Consider the following 21,090-nt stretch of genomic DNA (forward strand, 5'->3'; position numbering starts at 1 on the left):
GCGGCCATAGTAGGCACTTGTTGAACTCAAGGTCAAAAAGTCCGGTACGCTGGCAGCGAACCGTTCTGGAAGGAGAGCGATGTCGCTGATCGGCACCCATGTGGCTGTCGCGGGTGGGCTGGTGAAGACCGGGCTGGGTGAGGCGGACGAGGTCGGGGCCGAGATCATCCAGCTGTTCGCGGGCAACCCCCGGAGCTGGGCGCCGCGAGCGGCCGACCCCGCTGCCGACGAGGCCTTCCGGGCGGCGTGTGCCGAGCGCGCGCTACCCGTGGTGGTGCATGCTCCACACCTGATCAACCTCGGTGCTCCGTCGGAGCTGGTGCTGTCCCGCTCGCTGGCCGCCCTTGAGCTGACGCTGCAACGAGCCGCAGACCTCGGTGCCATCGCAGTCGTCGTCCACGCCGGCTCGTCGGTCACTCCAGGAAGACGTAAGACGGCCTTGGCTGCCCTGCCCAAGCTGATCCGCCCGCTCCTTGACCAGGCCCCGTCCGTCCGGCTGCTGATCGAGCCGACCGCCGGCGCGGGCGAATCGATGGCCTCGACGATCGCCGGCACGGTCGAGTATCTGCAGGCTGTGAACGACGAGCGGGTCGGCCTCTGCCTCGACACCTGCCACCTCCATGCGGCCGGTGAAGACCTCGCCGACCCGCACCTGCTCGATGACCTGGTGAGTACGGTCGCACTGGTCCATGTCAACGACAGTCGTGATCCCCGTGGTTCACACCGTGACCGGCACGAATCGCTCGGCGCCGGTACCATCGGGCTGCCGACCCTGGCAGCCTTCCTGGCCAATCCGGTGCTGGCGGAAGTACCGATGCTGGTCGAAACGCCCACTCACCAGCGCGATGTCGCCTTGCTCAAGAGCGTGAGGAGGCCCAGTGGTACTGGTGCTCCGGACGTCCTGTCGATCCGTACCGCAAGCTGAGGACCGCGCGTCCGTCGTCGACCAGGGCGGCTAGATACCGCTGAGCAGTCGCCCGCGAGATACCGAGTTGCGAAGCCAGATCAGCCGCTGTCCGTGGCTCCCCGGCCTTTCGCAAGGCGCTCGTCACCAGCCGGGCAGTCACTGGTGACTGGCCCTTGGGCGTCGGCGGGCGGTCGGCGTCGTGGAGGGCATCCACCGCGCGGTCGATGGCCTGCTGGGTCAGTTCCTCCAGTTGGCCACCCAGCAGGGTCCGGTAGCGGACGTACGCCCGCAGGCGCGAGGTCAGTTGCTCGGAGCTGAACGGCTTGATCAGGTAGTTCAGTGCACCTGCAGCGAAGGCAGCGCGGACCGACGTCGCCGACGAATCCGCGGTGACCATGAAGATGTCCGCGCTCAGCTCCGCCGCGACCTCGATCCCTGGCCGGTCGGGCAGATAGCTGTCGAGTAGCACCAGATCAGGCTTCACCTCGGCAGCAATCCGCAGCGCGTCAGCCGCCGTGTGCGCCACCCCGACGACCTCCAGACCGATGACCTGGGCGACGAACAGCGCGTGCACCTGCGCGACCCGGAAGTCGTCCTCCACCACCAGTACGCCGATCATGCGCCGGCCTCCTCGAGTACGTCGGGGAGTTGGGCGACGAAGACCGTCTCGCTGCCGTCGCAGCCCGGATTGGCCAAGGTGATGTCGCCGCCCAGTCCACGAGCCGTCTGCCGGGCGATCGCCAGACCGAGCCCGCGATCGGTGCCCCGGGTGGAGATGCCCTCGACGAAGATCGCCTCGGACTGCTCGGGCGAGACACCGTCACCGGTGTTGGCCACCGAGATCACCAGCCGCGTTCCGTCGGACAGCAGGTCGACCTCGACTCCACCAGGACGTCGGGTCGACACATGCGCGGCGTCCAAGGCGTTGTCGACGAGGTTGCCGAGCACGGTCACGACCTCGACCGGGGCGACCAGGCGCTGCTGGACCCAACTCGCCTCGGACAACTTCAGCGTCACGCCCAACTCGGCGGCCCGAGCGGTCTTGGCCGCCATGAACGACCGGATCGTCGCAGACCGGACAGCCGGTGACTCACTGATCGCATCGGCCTCCTGGAACTGGGTCACGGCCCGCAAATACTCCAGCGCATCGGCCTGAGCGTCCGCCTGCAGCAGCCCGAGGACCGTATGCATGCGATTGGCGAACTCATGCCGCTGAGCCCGAAGAGCTCCGGTCATACTCCGTACCGCGTCCAGCTCGCTGGTGAGCTGCTCGAGGTCGGTACGGTCCCGCAACGTCAGCACGCTGCCCAGATCGCGGCCGTCGCGGCTGACCGGCCGATGGTTGGCCACCAGCACCCGGTCGCCGGCCACGGTCAGAATGTTGTCCGCCCGGTCGCCGTCCAGCACGGATCTCAACCGAGGTGGAAGATCGAGGTCGTCCAACGGCATCCCCGCCCGCACCGGGCGACCCAGCAGCCGGACCGCCTCGTCGTTGCACATCGTCACCCGGCGATCGGTGTCGACGGCAAGTACTCCTTCGCCCACACCGTGCAGGACGGCCTCCCGCTCGCGGACCAGATCGGCCAGATCGGCCGGCTCGAGTCCGAACGTCCGGCGCTTCAGCACCCGGGACAGCCAGGTGGATCCGGCGACGCCGAGCGCGAGGGCGCCGACGGCGAAGGGAGCGGTCGCGCCGATCAGGTCCAGTAGGGCGTGCCGGATGTCGGCCGCGTCGAAGCCGACACTGACCTCCCCGACGATCGCGCCCGCTGTGTCACGTACCGGGACCTTGCCGCGGGCCGACAATCCGAGCGTGCCGCGCTCGATGTTCACGACCTCCTTCCCGGACAGCGCGCCCGACGGATCTGTACTGACCGGTTTGCCGATCTGGTCGGGGGTCGGATGGGCCAGCCGGATCCCGCGCGCGTCGGTCACCACGACGAACAGCGCGCCCGTGGCCCGCGAGGCGGCGATGGCGATCTCCTGAACAGCGGGCTGGTCGCCGTCGCGGACCAGGTCGCCCAGGTGCTGTTCGGCGGCGACCGTCCTGGCGACGTTGAGCGCGCGTTGCTCGTACTGGTGCTCCAGGCTCTGGTCGAGCAGCCAGGCGACCAGCCCGAAGCCGATCCCGACGACCAGCGTGACCAGGCCGATCTGCAGCAGCAGGAGCTGCCGCGTGAAGCGCATCCCGCGCAATCGAGCCATCATCCGCCCACCGTAAACCCGCTCGTGAGCGGAATGCGCAGAACGCGAACTATGGGGATTGGGCGGGTAACGACGGCAAGGGATCCGCTGCCGCCCGATCCTCCCTACCTTTCGAGCAACAGAGCTGTCATCCGCCGGTAACACCACAGGCGGGTTGGACGACAGGTAGGAGGCTCCATGACTTTCCTGGTCGACATCGACCACGCGACCAAGCGGTTCCTGACCAGCGCGGGGACCGCCCACACCGCAGTACAGGACATCACCCTGCAAGTGGACGCCGGTGAGTTCGTGGCCGTCGTCGGTCCGACCGGGTGCGGCAAGTCCACCACCTTGTCGCTGGTGTCGGGGCTGGAGCCGCCGTCCGAGGGCACCGTCACCGTCAACGGCCAGCCGGTCCGGGGCATCCCGGACGGAGTCGGGTACATGTTCCAGGCGGACGCGATGCTGCCCTGGCGGACCGTCCTGGCGAACGTTGCCTCCGGCCCGCTTTGGCGAGGCAAGCCGAAGGAGCAGGCAGAGGCGGCGGCCCGGGACTGGGTCGCTCGGGTCGGGCTGGCCGGGTTCGAGGACTACTACATGCACCAGCTGTCCGGCGGCATGCGCAAGCGGGTGGCGCTGGCTCAGACCCTCGTCAACGAGCCCTCGATCCTGCTGATGGACGAGCCGTTCTCGGCGCTGGACGTGCAGACGCGGGCGTTGATGCAGAACGAGCTGCTCGATCTGTGGTCCGGGACCAGCGCCGCGGTCATCTTCGTGACCCACGACCTGGAGGAGGCGATCACGCTGGCCGACCGGGTCGTCGTGATGACCGCCAGCCCGGCCCGGATCAAGGACACCTTCCCGATCGAGCTCGAGCGGCCCCGCAACGTCGAGGAGATCCGGATGACCCCCGCGTTCATCGCGATCTACCGCGAGGTGTGGAGCTCGCTGTCCGACGAGGTCGCGATCGCCCGCCAGACAGGAGCCACCCGTGTTGCGTAAAGCCCCCACCCGGACGGTCCAGTCCGCTGTCGTCGTACGGCGCAAGCACAAGGCCCTCGTCTACTCGCTCAGGTTGCTGTTGCTGCTGGTGATCCTCGGCGGCTGGGAACTGTCGGTCAGCCTGTGGCTCGATCCGTTCTTCTACTCCAAGCCCAGCCTGATCTGGGACAAGCTCGTCATCTGGTTCACCGACGGTACGGCCCAGGGCTCCATCTGGGCGCAGATCGCCGTCACGCTGGAGGAGGCGGCGGCCGGCTTCGTGCTCGGCTCGCTGGCGGGCGTCGTACTCGGCATCCTGCTCGGCCGGGCCCGGCTGCTCGCCGAGGTGGTGTCGCCTTACATCCAGGCGCTCAACGCCGTACCGCGGATCGTGCTGGCCGCGCTGTTCGTGATCTGGTTCGGGCTCGGGATGGAGTCCAAGATCGCGACAGCGTTCGTGCTGGTGTTCTTCCCGGTGTTCTTCAACGCCTTCCAGGGTGCTCGCGAGGTCGATCGGAACCTGGTGAACAACGCGCGCATCCTGGGCGCCGGCCGGGGCCAGGTGCTCTGGTCGATCGTGGTGCCGAGCTCGACCTCCTGGATCCTGGCGTCGCTGCACACCGCCTTCGGGTTCGCGCTGATCGGCGCCATCGTCGGTGAGTACACCGGCGCCACCCGCGGCCTGGGCCTGCTGATCAGCACCGCCCAAGGCTCCTTCGACGCGGCCGGCATCTACGCCGGAATGCTCATCACCACCGTGCTCGCACTACTGGCCGAGGTCGTCCTGGGCCTGGCCGAACGGCGGTTGCTGCGCTGGCGGCCACCCGCCCAGGCATCCTTCGCCGCCGCCATCTGACTTCCCTAGGAGACAACCATGAAGATCCGCCCTGCTGTACTCGCCGTCCCGGTCCTGGCAGCCCTCGTCCTGACCGGCTGCCAGACCCAGAACAAATCCGGTACTTCGGCCGGCCCGGGCTCGTCGTCGGACAAGGTGACCATCATGGTCGGTGGCGCCGCCAAGGTGATCTACATGCCGGCCAAGCTGACCGAGCAACTCGGCTACTTCAAGGACCAGGGGCTCAACGTCGAGCTCGTCGACACCCCGGCCGGCGTCACCGCCGAAACGGCACTGCTGGCCAACCAGGCCCAGGGCGTCGTCGGCTTCTACGACCACACGATCGACATGCAGGCCAAGGGCAAGTGCCTGCAGAGCGTCGTCCAGTTCGCGAACGTGCCGGGCGAGGTGGAGATGGTCTCCAAGGCCCAGGCCGGCACGATCAAGAGCCCCACCGACTTCAAGGGCCGCAAGCTGGGCGTGACGAGTCCCGGATCGTCGACCGACTTCCTCACCCAGTACCTGGCGGGCAACGCCGGAGTCGCCACCGCCGACTACACGACCGTGAAGGCCGGAGCCGACTCGACCTTCATCGCCGCGATGAACTCCGGCGGCATCGACGCGGGCATGACGACGGACCCGACGGTGGCCCGGCTGACCAAGACCGGCGACGGGCAGATCCTGCTCGACATGCGTACTGAACAGGGTACGAAGGCGGCACTTGGTGGGTTGTATCCGGCCAGCTCGCTCTACATGGCGTGCGACTATGTTGCCGCGCACAAGGACGTCGTACAGAAGCTCGCGAACGCCTTCGTCAAGACGCTGGCCTACATCACCGGCAACGACGCGGCGACCATCGCCGCCAAGATGCCGGCCGACTACGCGGGCACCGACAAGGAGCTGTACGTCAAGTCGATCAACGACTCCAAGGGCATGTTCACGGCCAACGGCGTGATGGATGCCAAGGGCGCCGAGAACGCGCTGGCGGTGCTCGGCAAGTTCTCCCCGGCGGTCAAGCCGAAGAGGGACAGCATCGACATCACCAAGACCTACACCACCGAGTTCGCCACCGCCGCCAAGAGCTGACAACGCGAAAGGCCGCCCGCAGCTTCTCGGCTACGGGCGGCCTTTGCCTGTACTACGTGCTCAGCCTTCGCGGCGGCGGATCTTGTTGCCGAGCCAGACCAGCGGGTCGTACTTGCGATCGGCGACGCGTTCCTTCATCGGGATGAGGGCGTTGTCGGTGATCTTGATGTGCTCGGGGCACACCTCGGTGCAGCACTTGGTGATGTTGCAGAAGCCGAGACCGTGGTCGTCCTGGGCCGACTTCTGCCGGTCCGCGGCGTCCAGCGGGTGCATGTCCAGCTCGGCGATCCGCATCAGGAAGCGCGGACCGGAGAAGGACTCCTTGTTCTCCTCGTGGTCCCGGATCACGTGGCAGGTGTCCTGGCACAGGAAGCACTCGATGCACTTGCGGAACTCCTGCGAGCGCTCCACGTCGACCTGCTGCATCCGGTACTCGCCCGGCTTCAGGTCGGCCGGCGGTGCGAACGCGGGCACCTCGCGTGCCTTCTGGTAGTTGAAGGACACGTCGGTGACCAGGTCCTTGATCACCGGGAACGTCCGCAGCGGGGTGACCGTGACGGTCTCGCCCTCCTCGAACGTGTTCATCCGGCACATGCACATCAGCTTCGGCATGCCGTTGATCTCGGCGCTGCAGGAGCCGCACTTGCCGGCCTTGCAGTTCCAGCGGACCGCCAGATCCGGGGTCTGGGTCGCCTGCAGCCGGTGGATGACGTCGAGGACGACCTCGCCCTCGTTCACCTCGACCTCGAAGTCCTCGAGGTCACCACCGTCGCTGTCCCCACGCCAGACCCGGAACTTCGCCAGATAACTCATGCCGGCAGCTCCTCTTGTGTCAGGTACTTCTTCAGCTCGTCCAGCTCGAACAGTTCCAGCAGGTCCTCGCGCATCGGGATCTGGTCCTTCCTGACCACGGTCACCCCGTCGCCGCTGCTCTCCAGCGAGCAGACCAGCAGCACCTTGCGCCACTCCGCGTTCATGCCCGGGAAGTCGTCGCGGGTGTGACCCCCACGGGACTCCTCGCGCAGCAACGCGGCCTTCGCGACGCACTCCGACACGGTCAGCATGTTGCGCAGGTCCAGCGCGAGGTGCCAGCCCGGGTTGAACTGCCGGTGCCCCTCGACCGTCATCTTCGCGATCCGGCCGCGGAACTCGGTCAGCCGCGCCAGCGCCTGCTCGATCTCGTCGGCCTTGCGGATGATGCCGACCAGGTCGTTCATCGACTGCTGCAGTTCCTGGTGGATCGTGTACGGGTTCTCGCCGCCCTCGAGCTCGAACGGCGCGAGCGCCGCCGTGGCCGCCGCGTCGACGTCGGCCTCGGAGATCTTCGGGCGGTTCTCGCCGAGCGACTCGACGTACATCGCCGCGCCCGCTCCGGCGCGACGCCCGAAGACGAGCAGGTCGGACAGCGAGTTGCCGCCCAGCCGGTTCGACCCGTGCATGCCACCGGCGACCTCACCGGCGGCGTACAGGCCCTTGACCGACGACTGCGCGGTGTCCGGCTCGACCTCGACGCCACCCATCACGTAGTGGCAGGTCGGGCCGACCTCCATCGGCTCGGCCGTGATGTCGACGTCGGCCAGCTCCTTGAACTGGTGGTACATCGACGGCAGCCGGCGCTGGATCTCCTCGGCGGGCAGCCGCGAGGAGACGTCCAGGAAGACGCCGCCGTGCGGGGTGCCGCGGCCGGCCTTGACCTCGGAGTTGATCGCCCGGGCGACCTCGTCGCGGGGCAGCAGCTCCGGTGGGCGCCGGTTGTTGTCGGCGTCCTTGTACCAGCGATCGGCTTCTTCTTCGGTCTCGGCGTACTGCGCCCGGAACACGTCCGGCACGTAGTCGAACATGAACCGCTTGCCCTCGGAGTTCTTCAGCACCCCGCCGTCACCGCGGACCGACTCGGTGACCAGGATGCCCTTCACCGACGGCGGCCAGACCATGCCGGTCGGGTGGAACTGGATGAACTCCATGTTGATCAGCGTCGCGCCGGCCCGCATCGCGAGGGCGTGACCGTCACCGGTGTACTCCCACGAGTTCGAGGTGACCTTGAACGACTTGCCGACGCCGCCGGTGGCCAGGATGACCGCGGGTGCGTCGAACAGGACGAAGCGGCCCGACTCACGCCAGTAGCCGAAGGCGCCGGAGATCGCGTCGCCGTCCTTCAGCAGCTCGGTGATCGTGCACTCGGCGTACACCTTGAGGTTGGCCTCGTAGTCGCCGGTGGCCTTGAAGTCCTCCTGCTGCAGCGAGACGATCTTCTGCTGCAGGGTGCGGATCAGCTCCAGGCCGGTCCGGTCGCCGACGTGCGCGAGCCGCGGGTAGGTGTGACCGCCGAAGTTGCGCTGGCTGATCTTGCCGTCCGGCGTCCGGTCGAACAATGCGCCGTACGTCTCCAGCTCCCAGACCCGGTCGGGGGCTTCCTGCGCGTGCAGTTCGGCCATCCGCCAGTTGTTCAGGAACTTGCCGCCACGCATGGTGTCGACGTAGTGGGTCTTCCAGTTGTCGTTGGAGTTCGCGTTGCCCATCGCCGCGGCACAGCCACCCTCGGCCATCACGGTGTGCGCTTTGCCGAACAGCGACTTGCAGATGATCGCGGTGCGCTTGCCCTGCTCACGGGCCTCGATCGCGGCCCGCAGACCGGCGCCGCCGGCGCCGATCACGATCACGTCGTACTGGTGTCGTTCCAGTTCAGTCATAAGTGTTCAGACGTCCGTATCAGTTGAAGAAGCGCAGATCGGAGAACCAGCCGGCCGAGACCGACATGATGTACGCGTCGGTGATGATCACGGTGAAGAGCGAGATCATCGCGTACGTGCCGTGCTTGGGGTTCAGCTTCGACACGAAAGTCCAGTACCGGTAGCGCAACGGGTGCTTGGAGAAGTTCTTCAGCCGGCCGCCGACGATGTGCCGGCAGGCGTGGCACGACAGCGTGTACATCCACAGCATCACCAGGTTGATCCAGATGATCAGCGTACCGAGGCCGATGCCGAAGCCGCCGTCCTTGCCGTGGAAGGCCTGGGTGCCGTCGTAGACGTTGAGCAGACCGAACAGCAGCGCGCCGTAGAAGAAGTACCGGTGCAGGTTCACCGCGGTGATCGGGAACTTGCGCTCACCGTTGTACTTCTTGTGCGGCTCCGGCACCGCGCAGGCGCCCGGGGCGATGAGCAGCGAACGCCAGCCCGCCTTGCGGTAGTAGTAGCAAGTGCCGCGGAAGCCGGCCAGCACGGCGAACGTGATGATGCTGAACGGAAGGACCCGGGGGAAGTCCCCGAACCAGGTGCCCAGGTGACTCGAGCCCTCGACGCAGGACGAGGTCACGCACGGCGAGTACAACGGGGTCAGGTAGTGGTACGCGTCGACCCAGTAGTACTTGTTCATGAAGATCCGGACCGTCGCGTAGACGACGAAGAAGCCCAGGATCACGCCGATCCGCAGCGGCGCGAGCCACCAGCGATCGGTTCGTAGAGTCTTCTGCTTGATCTGTGCGCGACCCGGCGCGCTAACTCCGGTCGCCATCAGGGAGCGCGCCGGTCAGGGGCGCCGAAGCCTTCATGCTCCGCGTCGGTCCACATGGACGCGTCGTATTCCACGTCGGGGATCTCCTCGAGTTCCTCCGGAACGGGTCCGGGTCTGTGATGAGGGTCGGGAGGGCCGAGCTCGGCCAGGTCGTCACTCAGCCTGGCCACGTCCGACACCAATCGGCGAACGCCGAGGGTGTCACCGTACTCCTGGCTCAGCTTGCCGACGCTGGCGTGTAGCGCTTCGAGCGCGCGCTGCACCGCTGCCACGGTGCTGTTGCCGTCACCCATACCGACTCCAGTGATGGTTTTGTCGCTGTAAGTATGGGCACACTTTGCCCTCGCGCGGCGCACAACGGAAGACCCCTCGGTACGGCGTGTTCCTACTTAGGTTTACCTCAGTTGCCGATGGCCGTCGGGTGGAGTAAAGGGGCGAATCCGGCCTTCAGGACAAGGAGATTCGCGGGCGGCGTCAGTACTTCGACCTCGCGCGGCCCGGCCGGCCGGGCCGGTGTGTTGTATCCCTCCCACGACCAGCCGAGCACTTTGCCGTCCAGTACCAGGGCAGGCCGGCCGTCGAGGCGGATCATCGCGCCGTCGGGCAGCTCGTCGAGCTCGGCGATCGTGGTGCGCTGCTGCCGGGTCCGCGGTTCGACCCGTTCGAGATGGAGCTGGGCGTCCATCGCGGTGGCCCGGGGCCGTTCGGGCAGACCACGGCCGGCGGCCCACGCACCGGCGTACAGGAGGTAGTCGCGGCGGCGGCAGTAGGCGCACGGGCGGTGGCCGGCGGCGAGGGCGACCGCCTCGTCGAAGAAGAACAGCGCGGTCCAGCGGCCGGGTGGCATCGGATCGCGCTGGACGCCCTTCCAGTCGAGGACACAGCAGATCCAGGCCTTCGACCGCCAGCGGGTGGCGCCGAGGGTGCGGTCGGGGTGGTGGATCGTGCCGCGGTTGCCCATCAGCAGGCCGCGACCGGCGTCGGCCACGATCTCCTGGGTCGGCAGCACTCTGTTCTGTAGCGGCACCCCGCCATCATCCCCGGCCGCGTCGACAAGTTCTGACAGAGTGCGGCCCATGAGCGAGCGGCAGGTGGTCGTCGGGGTGGCCCTGATCCGGGACGGGCTGGTGCTGGCCGCGCTGCGCCCCGGTCCGGACGGCGGCTGGGAGTTCCCGGGCGGCAAGGTCGAGCCGGGGGAGACCGATGCACAGGCCGCGATCAGGGAATTACGCGAAGAGTTGTCCGTCGAGATCGAGCCGGGGGCGTCATTGGGTCCGGCCCAGCCCATCGGAGATCGATACCAGTTGCGCGTGTACGCTGCGGCGCTGATACGTGGTGAACCGGTTTTGTCCGAACACAGCGCGATCCGATGGGTCGGCGCGGCCGAGTTGGCACTGCTGGATTGGTTGCCAGCTGACCGTCCGTTCCTTCCCGCTCTACGCCAAGTAGTCGAAAACGGCACATAAGTGCGGGTGGCACTGAATACCCCGGTAACCGTGGCACTAATCCGTCACGATTCCGTGACATCGGTGAGTGCCCGGTGGCGTCCACACTGCGAGATCCGTAGGGTTCCCGGCAACTCGACCGTCGGGGTGACGACGTGCGATTCAAGGGGAAGGGTAGGCAACAGCGATGACGCTGGGGGTTACAGAAGACCTGTCTCCGGACGGCGGTCTTCCGGCAGACGGCTTGGCCGAGACAACTGAGGCCAAGCAGATCGAAGGCCGGTCCCTAGGGCAGATCGCCTGGGCCCGGCTGAAGAAGGACAAGATCGCCGTGATCAGCGCGGTCATCATCCTGCTGATCATCGCGGTGGCGATCTTCGCGCCGCTGATCGTGAAGATCAACGGCTTCCCGCCGGACCAGTTCAACAAGCTGAACAAGGACGGCACGCCGCTGCTGAACACGCGCGACGGCAGCATCCCGATCGGCGGTCTGTTCGGCAGTGGCTCGAGCAGTGAGCACTGGCTCGGCGTCGAGCCGCAGAACGGCCGCGACGTGTTCTCCCGGCTGGTCTACGGCACCCGGGTCTCGCTGCTGGTCGCGCTCGGTGGCACGATCATCGCGATCGTGCTCGGCACGGTCATCGGCATGGTCTCCGGCTACTTCGGTGGCTGGATCGACACCGTGCTGAGCCGGCTGATGGACATCATGCTGAGCTTCCCCTCGCTGCTGTTCATCATGGCGCTGACGCCGGTGGTCGCCGACCGGGGCCAGGCCCTGTTCGGGATACCCGACGACAACAGGCTCCGATTAGGCGTGCTGATGTTCGTCCTCGGGTTCTTCGGCTGGGCCTATCTGGCCCGGATCGTGCGCGGGCAGACGCTCTCGCTGCGGGAACGCGAGTTCGTCGAGGCCGCCCGCTCGCTCGGGGCCGGCCCGATGTACGTGATCTTCAAGCAGATCCTGCCGAACATGCTGCCGACCCTGCTCGTCTACACGACGCTGCTGATCCCGAGCAACATCACCGCGGAGGCCGCGCTGTCCTTCCTCGGTGTCGGTATCAAGGAGCCCACCAGCTCGTGGGGCCGGATGATCAGCGACGCCTCGCAGTGGATCGAGAGCAACCCGCTGTACCTGTTCTTCCCGGGCATGGCGCTGTTCATCACCGTTCTGGCGTTCAACCTGCTCGGTGACTCCGTGCGTGACGCCCTCGACCCGCGCGCCGGGAGGAGCTGACCCATGGGCCGCTATCTGATCCGCCGCCTGCTGCAGACCGTCCTGATCCTCTGGGTGATCTCTGCCATCACGTTCTTCCTGTTCTGGATCACCCCGGCGAACCCCGCCCTGCTGATCTGCGGCAAGAACTGCGACACCGCGACGATCCAGACGGTGAACGAGACCTACGGTTTCGACGACCCGCTGATCGTCCAGTACGGCACGTACATGAAGGGCCTGGTCAACCCGGGCGGCCGCGACATCGGCACCGCCGGCAGCGAGCACAACTGCGCCTGGCCGTGCTTCGGCGAGTCGTACCAGAACGGCATTCCGGTCTGGACCTCGATCTCCGACGCCTTCCCGCCCACCCTGTGGCTGGCCGTCGGCGCCGCGGTGATCTGGCTGATCGGCGGCGTCCTGCTCGGATTGCTGGCCGCCCTGCGGAAGGGCAAATGGCTGGACAAGCTGAGTGTCGGGCTGGCGCTGTTCGGCGTCTCGTTCCCGACCATCGTGTTCGGTTATCTGCTGTTGTTCCTGTTCATCGTCAAGCTCAAATGGCTGCCGTTCCCGGACACGGCCAATTCCGAGTTGTTCACCGTCGGGCCGTTCAAGTGGCTGCAGTTCTACATCCTGCCCTGGCTGACGCTGGCGCTGGTCTACGCGGCGCTGTACACCCGGATCACCCGGGCGAACATGATCGACACGATGAACGAGGACTACATCCGCACCGCCCGGGCCAAGGGCCTGGGTGAGGGCACGGTGATCTTCAAGCACGGCCTGCGGTCGGCGCTGACGCCGATCGTGACGATCTTCGGCCTCGACCTCGGTGGCCTGCTCGGCGGCGCGGTGATCACCGAACAGGTCTTCAGCATCACCGGCCTGGGCAAGTTCTCGATCGACTCGGTGCTCGGCAACGACCTGCCCTCGATCATGGGCGTGGTGCTGTTCGCCGCCATCTTCGTGGTGCTGGCCAACGTGATCGTCGACGTCCTGTACGCCTTCATCGACCCGCGCGTGCGGTTGTCCTGACCCGTCGAGGAGACGACAAGTGACCGAGACTGTGACGACCACAGAGTCCACGGACCGTACCGGCAAGCCCTTCCTCGAGCTCAAGGACCTGCAGGTGCACTTCCCGACCGACGACGGCCTGGTCAAGGCCGTCAACGGTCTGAGCTTCACCCTCGAGCGCGGCAAGACGCTGGGCATCGTGGGCGAGTCCGGCTCCGGCAAGAGCGTGTCCAGCCTGGCCATCATGGGCCTGCACAAGGGCAGCCGGGCCCAGGTGAGCGGCGAGATCTGGCTGGACGGCGCCGAGCTGGTGGACATGTCCATCCCGGAGATCCGCCGGCTGCGCGGCCAGCAGGTCGCGATGATCTTCCAGGACCCGCTGTCGGCGATGCATCCCTTCTACCGGGTCGGCGACCAGCTGGTCGAGGCCTACCGGGTGCACAACGACGTGACCAAGGCGGTCGCCAAGAAGCGCGCGGTCGACCTGCTCGACCGGGTCGGCATCCCGTCGCCGGACAAGCGGTTCTACGACTACCCGCACCAGTTCTCCGGCGGTATGCGGCAGCGCGCGATGATCGCGATGGCGCTGATGTGCGACCCGCAGCTGCTGATCGCCGACGAGCCGACCACCGCCCTGGACGTCACCGTCCAGGCGCAGATCCTGGACCTGATGCAGGACCTGCAGAAGGAGTTCAACTCCGCGATCGTGATCATCACCCACGACCTCGGCGTCGTCGCCCAGATGGCGCAGGACGTGGTGGTCATGTACGGCGGCCGGGTGGTCGAGTCCGGCCCGGTCCGGGACATCTTCTACCGGCCCGAGATGCCCTACACCTGGGGCCTGCTCGGCTCGATCCCGCGGGTCAACCGCGGTGGCGATCACCGGCTGAAGGCCATCCGGGGTACTCCTCCGTCGCTGATCAACCTGCCCAAGGGCTGCCCGTTCCAGCCGCGCTGCGACTACCAGCAGTACGTCGAGGGGCACTCCTGCTCGGGTGAGGTACCGGAGCTGCTGCAGGTCGGCACGGATCCGCACCGGGTCCGCTGCCACATCGACCACGCGCAGCGCACAAAGCTGTTCACCGAGCAGATCAAGCCGAACCTGTGATGCCGGCCGTCAAGTTTGAGGAGCGATCGTGAGTACGTCGACGTCGGCCGAAGAGGTCGTCCGGCCTGAGCAGGGCGAGGCACTGCTCGAGGTGAAGGGGCTGCAGCGGTACTTCCCGGTCACCCGGGGCATCGTCTTCCAGCGGCAGACCGGCGCGGTCAAGGCGGTCGACGGGGTCGACTTCACCATCCGCTCCGGTGAGACGCTGGGCGTGGTCGGTGAGTCGGGCTGTGGCAAGACGACCACGGGCCGGCTGGTGACCAGGCTGGACGAGCCGACCGGCGGCTCGATCCGGTTCGAGGGTGTCGACATCACCCACCTGAACCGGCAGAAGATGCGGCCGATCCGGCGCCAGGTCCAGATGATCTTCCAGGACCCGTTCTCGTCGCTGAACCCGCGGCAGACGATCGGCACCATCATCGCGGCGCCGTTCGAGATCCAGGGCGTCAAGAGCGAGGGCGGCACGAAGAAGGCCGTCCAGGCGCTGATGGAGCGGGTCGGGCTGAACCCCGAGCACTACAACCGGTACCCGCACGAGTTCTCCGGTGGCCAGCGGCAGCGGATCGGGGTGGCCCGGGCGCTCGCGCTGCGGCCCAAGCTGATCGTCTGCGACGAGCCGGTCTCCGCGCTCGACGTCTCGATCCAGGCGCAGATCGTGAACCTGCTGGAGGACCTGCAGGACGAGTTCGAGCTCGCCTACATGTTCATCGCGCACGACCTGTCGGTGATCCGGCACATCTCGGACCGGGTCGCGGTGATGTACCTGGGCAAGGTCGTCGAGATCGCTGAGCGTGACGAGCTGTACAACCACGCCCGGCACCCGTACACCCACGCGCTGCTGTCGGCGGTACCGGAAGCGGACCCCGACGCGGTCGCCCATCGGGAGCGGATCCGGCTCACCGGTGACGTCCCCAGCCCACTGAATCCGCCGTCCGGGTGCCGATTCCGGACACGTTGCTGGAAAGCGCAGGACATCTGCGCCGAGCAGGAGCCTCAGTTGGTGCAGATCGGCGGGCCGGATCACCAGGCAGCCTGCCACTTCCCCGAGGAGCGCGATGTGATCTGAACATTGCGGAGAGTCACCATAAGTCTATCGATGGCAATGAACCAATCACGATCTGGTCACCGAGCCGCAAGCTCGTTGCACCACCTGTGAATCCGTGAGTTGATAACCGCGAATTGTGACGCCAGATGACCTATCCGGCCGCCGCGACCCGGCGTGGAACGTCATGACAAGGAAGGAATTACTGGCTATGAAGTACGCCAAACGAGTAGGACAGGTAGTTGCGGCAGGAGCCTCGGTGGCCCTGCTGGCGACTGCTTGCGGCGGCGGCAGCGATGACGCCGGCAGCAAGTCCACTGCAGGCAGCGACACCGGCACCGGGGCCAAGGGGGGCACCGTCACGGTTTACCACGTCAACGACGTCGAGCACTTGGACCCGGCGCGTAACTTCGTCACCGACTCCGGGATGATCGGCAAGCTGATCACCCGGACGCTGGTCGACTACCGTTACGACGCGAAGTCCAAGAAGATCGTTCTGGAGAACGACCTTGCGGCCAGCTACGAGGCCACGCCGGACTTCAAGACCTGGACCTTCAAGCTGAAGGACGGCCTGAAGTACGAGGACGGTTCGCCGATCGTTGCCGCCGACATCAAGTACGGCGCGGAGCGTTCGTTCGCCGCCGACATGGCAGAGGGTGCGCCGTACGCTCACCAGTACCTGGACTGCCCGGGCTACAAGGGCCCGTACGTGAACAACAACAACGGTGGCAAGGGCTGCACCGCGATCGAGGTGCCGGACGAGAAGACCATCGTCTTCAAGCTGAAGGAGCCGGTTGCCACCTTCGAGGGCGCGGCCAGCATGAAGATCTGGTCGCCGGTCCCGAAGGCCAAGGACACCCACACGGCCTACGACAACCACCCGGTCGCGACCGGCCCGTACAAGATCGAGTCCTACGTCCGCAAGAAGTCGCTGACGCTGGTCCGCAACACCAACTGGGACCAGAAGACCGACCCGCTGCGCAACGCGCTGCCGGACAAGTTCGTCTTCAAGTTCGGTGACGCCGAGGCGACCGTCGACCAGCGGCTGTTCGCCGACGGTACGGCCGACAAGAACTCGATCAGCTTCGCCGGTGTCCAGCCGGAGAACATCGCCAAGACCAACCAGCCGAACGTCAAGGACCGGGTCGTCACCGGTACCGACGTCTGCCGCCGCTACATCGCCTTCAACCAGCAGAAGCCGCTGTTGAAGAACCAGAAGCTGCGCGAGGCGCTGTACTACGGTCTGGACCGCACCAGCTACCGCGACGCCCGTGGTGGCGAGCGGCTGGCCGCGGTGGTCGACTCGATCATCCCGCAGGACCTGAACGGCTACACCAAGGAAAGCTTCTTCAACTCCCCGCCGGAAGGCGACCAGGCCAAGGCGAAGGCTGCCCTGCAGGAGTCTGGCTACAAGGGTGAGAAGCTGACCCTGGGCACCGCTGACTCGGGTCTGGCCACCAAGGCCGCCGAGGCCGCGCAGGCGTCCTGGAAGGCTGTCGGCATCAACGTCGACATCCGCAAGATCCCGGGCGACAACTACTACTCGACCCAGCAGCAGGACGCGTCGGCGACCGATCTGATCACCGCCGGCTGGTGCTACGACTGGGCGACCCTGGCCACCATCGTCCCGCCGGTCTTCGGACCGGACCTGACCGCCCCGAACAAGGCGGCTCAGAACAACTACGCTCGCAGCAACGCGGGCTGGGACAAGATGGCTGAGCTCTCCAAGGAGACCGACAAGCCGAAGATGGAGCAGGGCTACTCCGACCTGTACACCGAGATCATGAAGACGGCGCCGCTGGTGCCGACCGTTCAGGACCTCAACGTGTACGTCACCGGTTCGAACATCACCGACGCGGTGGCGGACCCGAACACCGGTGGAATCCTGGACCTGACGCAGATCGGCCTGAAGAAGCCGACCAACTGATCGACCAGGTAGCACCACCACCTGACAAGTGAGGAGGAGGCGGTTCCCTTCGAGGAGCCGCCTCCTTCGCTGTTGTGGTGCCGTGCTCAGGTGCCGCGGAGGAGCTGCTGCAGTGCCGCGGCGCCGTGGGCGTCGTGTTGTTCGTGGATGGAGAGGGCGATCCGCCATTCGCGCCGGGCCTCCGGGAGGTGGCCGCGGGCGTGGTGGACCTCGCCGAGGCTCTTGCGGATGTCGGCCTCGACCAGCCAGTCGCCGTACTGGCCGGCGATGGCCAGGCCCTCGCTCTGGGCGGCGATGGCTTCGTCGTACCGGCCCTCGGCCAGGCGCAGGCGGCCGAGCTCGTTCAGCACCTCGGCCTCCGGGATCGCGGCCCCTGCTGTCCGGTAGAGCTTGAGGCTCTCGCGCAGGGACTCGCCGGCGACCTCGTACTGCCCGGCCTCGCGATAGGCGACGCCGACGTTCTGGGCGATCATGCCGCGGTACTTCTCCAGGCCGGGCTCGACCAGGAGCTCCATCGCCTCGTCGAAGTGCCGTCGGGCGGACTTCGGCATCCCTGTCTTCAGGTACAGCATGCCGAGCGCCAGGCAGGCCCAGGCGGCTCGTGGCGGGATGCCCAGCCGCAGACCGATCTCGCGGGCTCGCTCGGCGTACGGGATGCCGTCGGTGGTGCGGCCGGTGCGCTCCAGTACGTGGCTGAGGCTGCTCAAGCAGAGCGCCTGGAGGTTGCCGTCGCCGGAGGCGTCAGCAGTGTCGACCGCCCGGCGCAGGGGAGCGACGGCCTGCTCGTACTGGCCTAGCTCGGCATGGGCTGCGCCGAGGTCGTGCAGGACGAGGCCTTCGGCGATCCGGTCGGGGCCGCCGCTGACCAGGCGTAGTACGGCCTCGTTGACCTGAAGCCACTCGAGCCAGGCCCGGCGGACCGCGTAGTACACGTTGAGACCGACCGCCAGCTGTACTGCGAGGCTGGGCTGGTCCACTGCGGCCTGCTGCACGATGCCGACCAGGTTGGCCCGCTCGTTGTCCAGCCAGTTGAGCACGTCGTCCTGGTTGACGAGGTCCTGGGCGCCGATCAGCCACTCCTTGTCCAGCCAGCCGTCGCGGGTCACGCCGTGTCCGGCGTACTCGCTGGCCTTCCAGACGACGGCGGAGACCCGCCTGATCCACCGGGTGTTCGCTGCTGCCTTGTCCTGCTCGCTCAGCATCTGGTCCGCAAGCTCGCGTGCTGCGACCCGCACCAGGTCGTGCAGCCTGTACCGCCCTGGTCCGGGCGTAGCGAGCAGATGCACGTCGACCAGCCGCTCCAGTACTACGACAGCCTCCGGCTCCGGGCTGTCCGACAGGGCCGCCGCCAGCGCGGAAGTGAGGTCAACGGAGTCCGACAACCCGAGCAGCGCGAACATCGTGACGGCCTGTACGTCGATCGGGTCGTCACTGCCGGCCAACTGCTCGATCGACAGCACCAGAGTCGCCCGTACGCCGGAATCGTCCAGCTGCAGCTCGTCGAGCCGGCGCCGGCCGTCGGCCAGCCGCTCGGCGAGGTGGGCCACCGGCCACGTCGGGCGGGATGCCAGCCTGGCGCCGGCCATCCGGATCGCCAGCGGGAGTCCGCCGCACTGGCGTACGACCTCGGCGCACTCGTCCTCTGGCGCGTCCGGGCGTTCTGAGATCCGCCGGAGCATCTCGATGGACTCCTCCAGCGGCGGCTCGCCCAGCTGGAACTGGCGACCGCCCAGGCCGGCCATACTGCGCCTGCTCGTCACGATGACCGCGCAGCCGCCCGAACCAGGGAGGAGCGGCCGGACCTGGTCCTGGTCGGAGGCGTTGTCGAGCACCAACGCCATGCGGCGCCCGGCGAGCGCAGTACGGAAGCGGGCGGTTGCTGTGGCCAGGTCGACGGGAGGTGTCTCGCCCAGGTCCTCCAGTAGGTAGGTCAGGGCGTCCAGTGGCTCTAGTGGCGGGCCGATGCCGAAGCCGCGCAGGTCCAGGTACAGCTGGCCGTCCGGGAAGTGGTCCGCGACCTGGTGGGCGGTGTGGATGGCGAGCGTTGTCTTGCCGATGCCACCCATGCCTGTGATGGCGGTCACGCTGACGCCCTTGGAAGTGGTCAGGTAGTTGGTGAGTAGCTCCATCTCCCGGACCCGGCCGGTGAAGTCGCCGCTGGCGAACGGCAGCTGCCTGGGGGAGGCCGCCAGGGACGGCTTCGGCGCCGGCTTCTCGGACTTGCCGCGGCGGGAGGCGGCAGCGGCCAGCGCTGCCGTCTGGTCGGCGTCGAGGTGGAGCGCCTCGGCCAGCGCGTCGACCGTGCTCAGCTGGGGGTAGCGCCGGGTCCCGCGCTCGAGGGTGCTGATCGCCTGGACGCTCACGCCGGAGCCTTCGGACAGCTCCTCCTGGGTCAGCCCGGCGGCCGCCCGGTGCCGCCGGAGCAGCGCCGCGAACTGCGAGTCCACTCCCGTACCTCCCGATCGACACTTTCGGCCAGGGCCTATTTGTATGGGTGAACTGTATGGGTTGTACCTGGTGACCCGGTTTGCAGCGGTCGAGAATTGAACTCGCACGACGACTGGGGAGGAGATGTGCATGTCGGTTTACCAGGCTGTTCCTGCGGTGCGACGCGAGGACTTCGCACCGGAGGTCGTCTGTGAGGTCTACGAGCTGGGCACGCATCGCAAGACGCAGGCCGCGGCCAACGAGCTCACCAGCCGCCAGGTCACCATCGGCCGGCTGATGGCCACGGGCGCCAAGGACGCCGCGATCGCCCGCCAGCTCGGGCTCTCGCTGCGGACCGTCCGGGCCGAGATCAGCGCGCTGATCGCCGGACTCGGCGCCCGGTCGCGCTTCCAGGCGGGCTGCCTGCTGGTCCGCCGGTTCGGGTGAGGACCGGTGGTCTAGCTACCCCGGGAACTGTCCGCCGGCCCACGTAGGCTGGCGGTATGAGTGAGCTTCCCGACCGCCGCCTGCTGCTGGTCCACGCCCATCCTGACGACGAGACGATCAACAACGGCGCGACGATGGCCCGGTACGTCGCCGAGGGCGCGCAGGTCACGCTGGTGACCTGCACCCTCGGTGAGGAGGGTGAGGTCCTGGTCCCCGAGCTGGCGCATCTGGCCGCGGACCAGACCGACGAGCTCGGCAAGCACCGGATCGGCGAGCTGGCCGCGGCGATGGCCGAGCTGGGCGTCACCGACCACCGGTTCCTCGGCGGGCCGGGCAAGTACCGCGACACCGGGATGATCTACAACGCCGAGGGCAACGCGGACGTCCCGCCGGACACCCGGCCGGACAGCTTCTGGAAGGCCGACCTGCTGGCCGCGGCGAACGATCTGGTCCCGGTCATCCGGGAGATCCGCCCGCAGGTCCTGGTCACCTACGACCAGTGGGGCAACTACGGCCACCCCGACCACATCCAGGCGCACCGGGTGGCGACCTACGCGGCCGCCCTGGCCGCGGCTCCGGCGTACCGGGAGGACCTGGGCGAGGCCTGGGAGATCACGAAGATCTACTGGCCGACGATCGCCGAGACGAGCATGCGGGAGAGCCTCCGCAAGCTCCGCGAGGCCGGCGACACCACCACCTTCGAGGGGATTGACCCCGAGGGTCCGATGCCGCCGATGATCACTCCGGACCGGCTGGTCGACTGCGTCATCTCGGCCGGTGAGTACCTCGACCGCAAGATGAACGCGATGAAGGCGCACGCCACCCAGATCACCGTCGACGGCCCGTTCTTCGCCCTGTCGAACAACACCGGCAACGAGATCTTCGGCGACGAGGCCTACCGCCTGGTCAAGGGCACCGCGGCCCCCGGCCCCAGCGGCGTCGAGACGGACCTCTTCGCCGGTCTCTGATC

The 21,090-nt window shown here is 67.3% G+C and carries 20 protein-coding genes; 12 read left to right on the forward strand and 8 right to left on the reverse strand.

The genetic code is table 11. From position 1 onward, the window contains the following. Positions 1–79 precede the first annotated feature (79 nt). Entirely contained in the window at positions 80–925 is an 846-nt protein-coding gene (locus ABD116_RS38300; RefSeq protein ID WP_343982521.1) for a deoxyribonuclease IV, read from the forward strand. Here the strand turns inward: ABD116_RS38300 and ABD116_RS38305 are convergent. Together ABD116_RS38305 and ABD116_RS38310 are read right to left on the reverse strand one after the other, a co-directional pair. Continuing rightward, positions 858–1,526: a response regulator gene (locus ABD116_RS38305; RefSeq protein WP_343982525.1), complete on the reverse strand. Its 669-nt coding sequence runs from the start codon at positions 1,524–1,526 to the stop codon at positions 858–860. The two genes, ABD116_RS38300 and ABD116_RS38305, sit on opposite strands and share 68 nt — an antisense overlap. Further along, entirely contained in the window at positions 1,523–3,115 is a 1,593-nt protein-coding gene (locus ABD116_RS38310; protein ID WP_343982528.1) for an ATP-binding protein, read from the reverse strand. The genes ABD116_RS38305 and ABD116_RS38310 overlap by 4 nt, the downstream gene beginning before the upstream one ends. A 174-nt stretch (positions 3,116–3,289) precedes the next feature. Here ABD116_RS38310 and ABD116_RS38315 point away from each other — a divergent pair, with 174 nt between their 5' ends. From ABD116_RS38315 to ABD116_RS38325, 3 genes are read left to right on the forward strand one after another with little or no spacing between them, the layout of a single operon-like run. Beyond that, the gene (locus tag ABD116_RS38315) at positions 3,290–4,093 is read left to right on the forward strand and encodes an ABC transporter ATP-binding protein (protein WP_343982531.1); all 804 of its coding nucleotides are present in this window, start codon (positions 3,290–3,292) and stop codon (positions 4,091–4,093) included. Then, entirely contained in the window at positions 4,083–4,928 is an 846-nt protein-coding gene (locus ABD116_RS38320; protein WP_343982533.1) for an ABC transporter permease, read from the forward strand. The genes ABD116_RS38315 and ABD116_RS38320 overlap by 11 nt, the downstream gene beginning before the upstream one ends. Positions 4,929–4,946: 18 nt before the next feature. Continuing rightward, complete coding sequence (locus ABD116_RS38325) at positions 4,947–5,993, forward strand: ABC transporter substrate-binding protein (protein WP_343982536.1); 1,047 nt, start codon at positions 4,947–4,949, stop codon at positions 5,991–5,993. Between the two features lie 60 nt (positions 5,994–6,053). Here the strand turns inward: ABD116_RS38325 and ABD116_RS38330 are convergent, their stop codons facing one another. The 5 genes from ABD116_RS38330 to ABD116_RS38350 form a co-directional block, all read right to left on the reverse strand. Next, positions 6,054–6,806: a succinate dehydrogenase/fumarate reductase iron-sulfur subunit gene (locus ABD116_RS38330; protein WP_343982539.1), complete on the reverse strand. Its 753-nt coding sequence runs from the start codon at positions 6,804–6,806 to the stop codon at positions 6,054–6,056. Further along, complete coding sequence (locus ABD116_RS38335) at positions 6,803–8,683, reverse strand: fumarate reductase/succinate dehydrogenase flavoprotein subunit (protein ID WP_343982542.1); 1,881 nt, start codon at positions 8,681–8,683, stop codon at positions 6,803–6,805. Before ABD116_RS38335 ends, ABD116_RS38330 begins: the two co-directional genes overlap by 4 nt. Before the next feature lie 19 nt (positions 8,684–8,702). After that, positions 8,703–9,503, reverse strand: coding sequence for a hypothetical protein (locus tag ABD116_RS38340; RefSeq protein WP_343982545.1), 801 nt, complete (start codon positions 9,501–9,503; stop codon positions 8,703–8,705). After that, on the reverse strand, positions 9,503–9,796 hold the full coding sequence (locus ABD116_RS38345) for a hypothetical protein (protein ID WP_343982548.1): 294 nt from the start codon (positions 9,794–9,796) through the stop codon (positions 9,503–9,505). Before ABD116_RS38345 ends, ABD116_RS38340 begins: the two co-directional genes overlap by 1 nt. Positions 9,797–9,903: 107 nt before the next feature. After that, positions 9,904–10,530 (reverse strand): hypothetical protein, encoded by a 627-nt coding sequence (locus ABD116_RS38350; RefSeq protein WP_343982551.1) that lies wholly within the window; start codon positions 10,528–10,530, stop codon positions 9,904–9,906. Between the two features lie 49 nt (positions 10,531–10,579). Between ABD116_RS38350 and ABD116_RS38355 the strand changes: the two genes are divergently transcribed. The 6 genes from ABD116_RS38355 (at position 10,580) to ABD116_RS38380 (ending at position 17,246) form a co-directional block, all read left to right on the forward strand. Next, positions 10,580–10,969 carry a (deoxy)nucleoside triphosphate pyrophosphohydrolase gene (locus ABD116_RS38355; RefSeq protein ID WP_343982553.1) on the forward strand — a complete coding sequence of 130 codons (390 nt, stop codon included), beginning with the start codon at positions 10,580–10,582 and terminating at the stop codon, positions 10,967–10,969. A gap of 166 nt (positions 10,970–11,135) precedes the next feature. Continuing rightward, positions 11,136–12,182, forward strand: a complete 1,047-nt coding sequence (locus ABD116_RS38360; protein ID WP_343982555.1) for an ABC transporter permease — start codon at positions 11,136–11,138, stop codon at positions 12,180–12,182. Positions 12,183–12,185: 3 nt separating this feature from the next. After that, positions 12,186–13,190 carry an ABC transporter permease gene (locus ABD116_RS38365; RefSeq protein WP_343982558.1) on the forward strand — a complete coding sequence of 335 codons (1,005 nt, stop codon included), beginning with the start codon at positions 12,186–12,188 and terminating at the stop codon, positions 13,188–13,190. 19 nt (positions 13,191–13,209) lie between these two features. Continuing rightward, positions 13,210–14,277, forward strand: coding sequence for an ABC transporter ATP-binding protein (locus tag ABD116_RS38370; protein ID WP_343982561.1), 1,068 nt, complete (start codon positions 13,210–13,212; stop codon positions 14,275–14,277). Positions 14,278–14,305: 28 nt separating this feature from the next. Further along, entirely contained in the window at positions 14,306–15,343 is a 1,038-nt protein-coding gene (locus tag ABD116_RS38375) for an ABC transporter ATP-binding protein (protein ID WP_343982564.1), read from the forward strand. Between the two features lie 187 nt (positions 15,344–15,530). Continuing rightward, positions 15,531–17,246, forward strand: a complete 1,716-nt coding sequence (locus tag ABD116_RS38380) for an ABC transporter substrate-binding protein (RefSeq protein WP_343982566.1) — start codon at positions 15,531–15,533, stop codon at positions 17,244–17,246. 86 nt (positions 17,247–17,332) lie between these two features. On the opposite strand, the gene ABD116_RS38385 is transcribed toward ABD116_RS38380, so the two are convergent. Beyond that, entirely contained in the window at positions 17,333–19,693 is a 2,361-nt protein-coding gene (locus tag ABD116_RS38385) for an ATP-binding protein (protein ID WP_343982569.1), read from the reverse strand. 130 nt (positions 19,694–19,823) lie between these two features. Between ABD116_RS38385 and ABD116_RS38390 the strand changes: the two genes are divergently transcribed. Together ABD116_RS38390 and mshB are read left to right on the forward strand one after the other, a co-directional pair. Next, complete coding sequence (locus ABD116_RS38390; protein WP_343982572.1) at positions 19,824–20,120, forward strand: response regulator transcription factor; 297 nt, start codon at positions 19,824–19,826, stop codon at positions 20,118–20,120. 56 nt (positions 20,121–20,176) lie between these two features. Next, positions 20,177–21,088: an N-acetyl-1-D-myo-inositol-2-amino-2-deoxy-alpha-D-glucopyranoside deacetylase gene (gene mshB / locus ABD116_RS38395; protein WP_343982575.1), complete on the forward strand. Its 912-nt coding sequence runs from the start codon at positions 20,177–20,179 to the stop codon at positions 21,086–21,088. Positions 21,089–21,090 lie beyond the last annotated feature (2 nt).

The sequence above is a fragment of the Kribbella koreensis genome (assembly GCF_039525325.1).
Classification (GTDB): domain Bacteria; phylum Actinomycetota; class Actinomycetes; order Propionibacteriales; family Kribbellaceae; genus Kribbella; species Kribbella koreensis.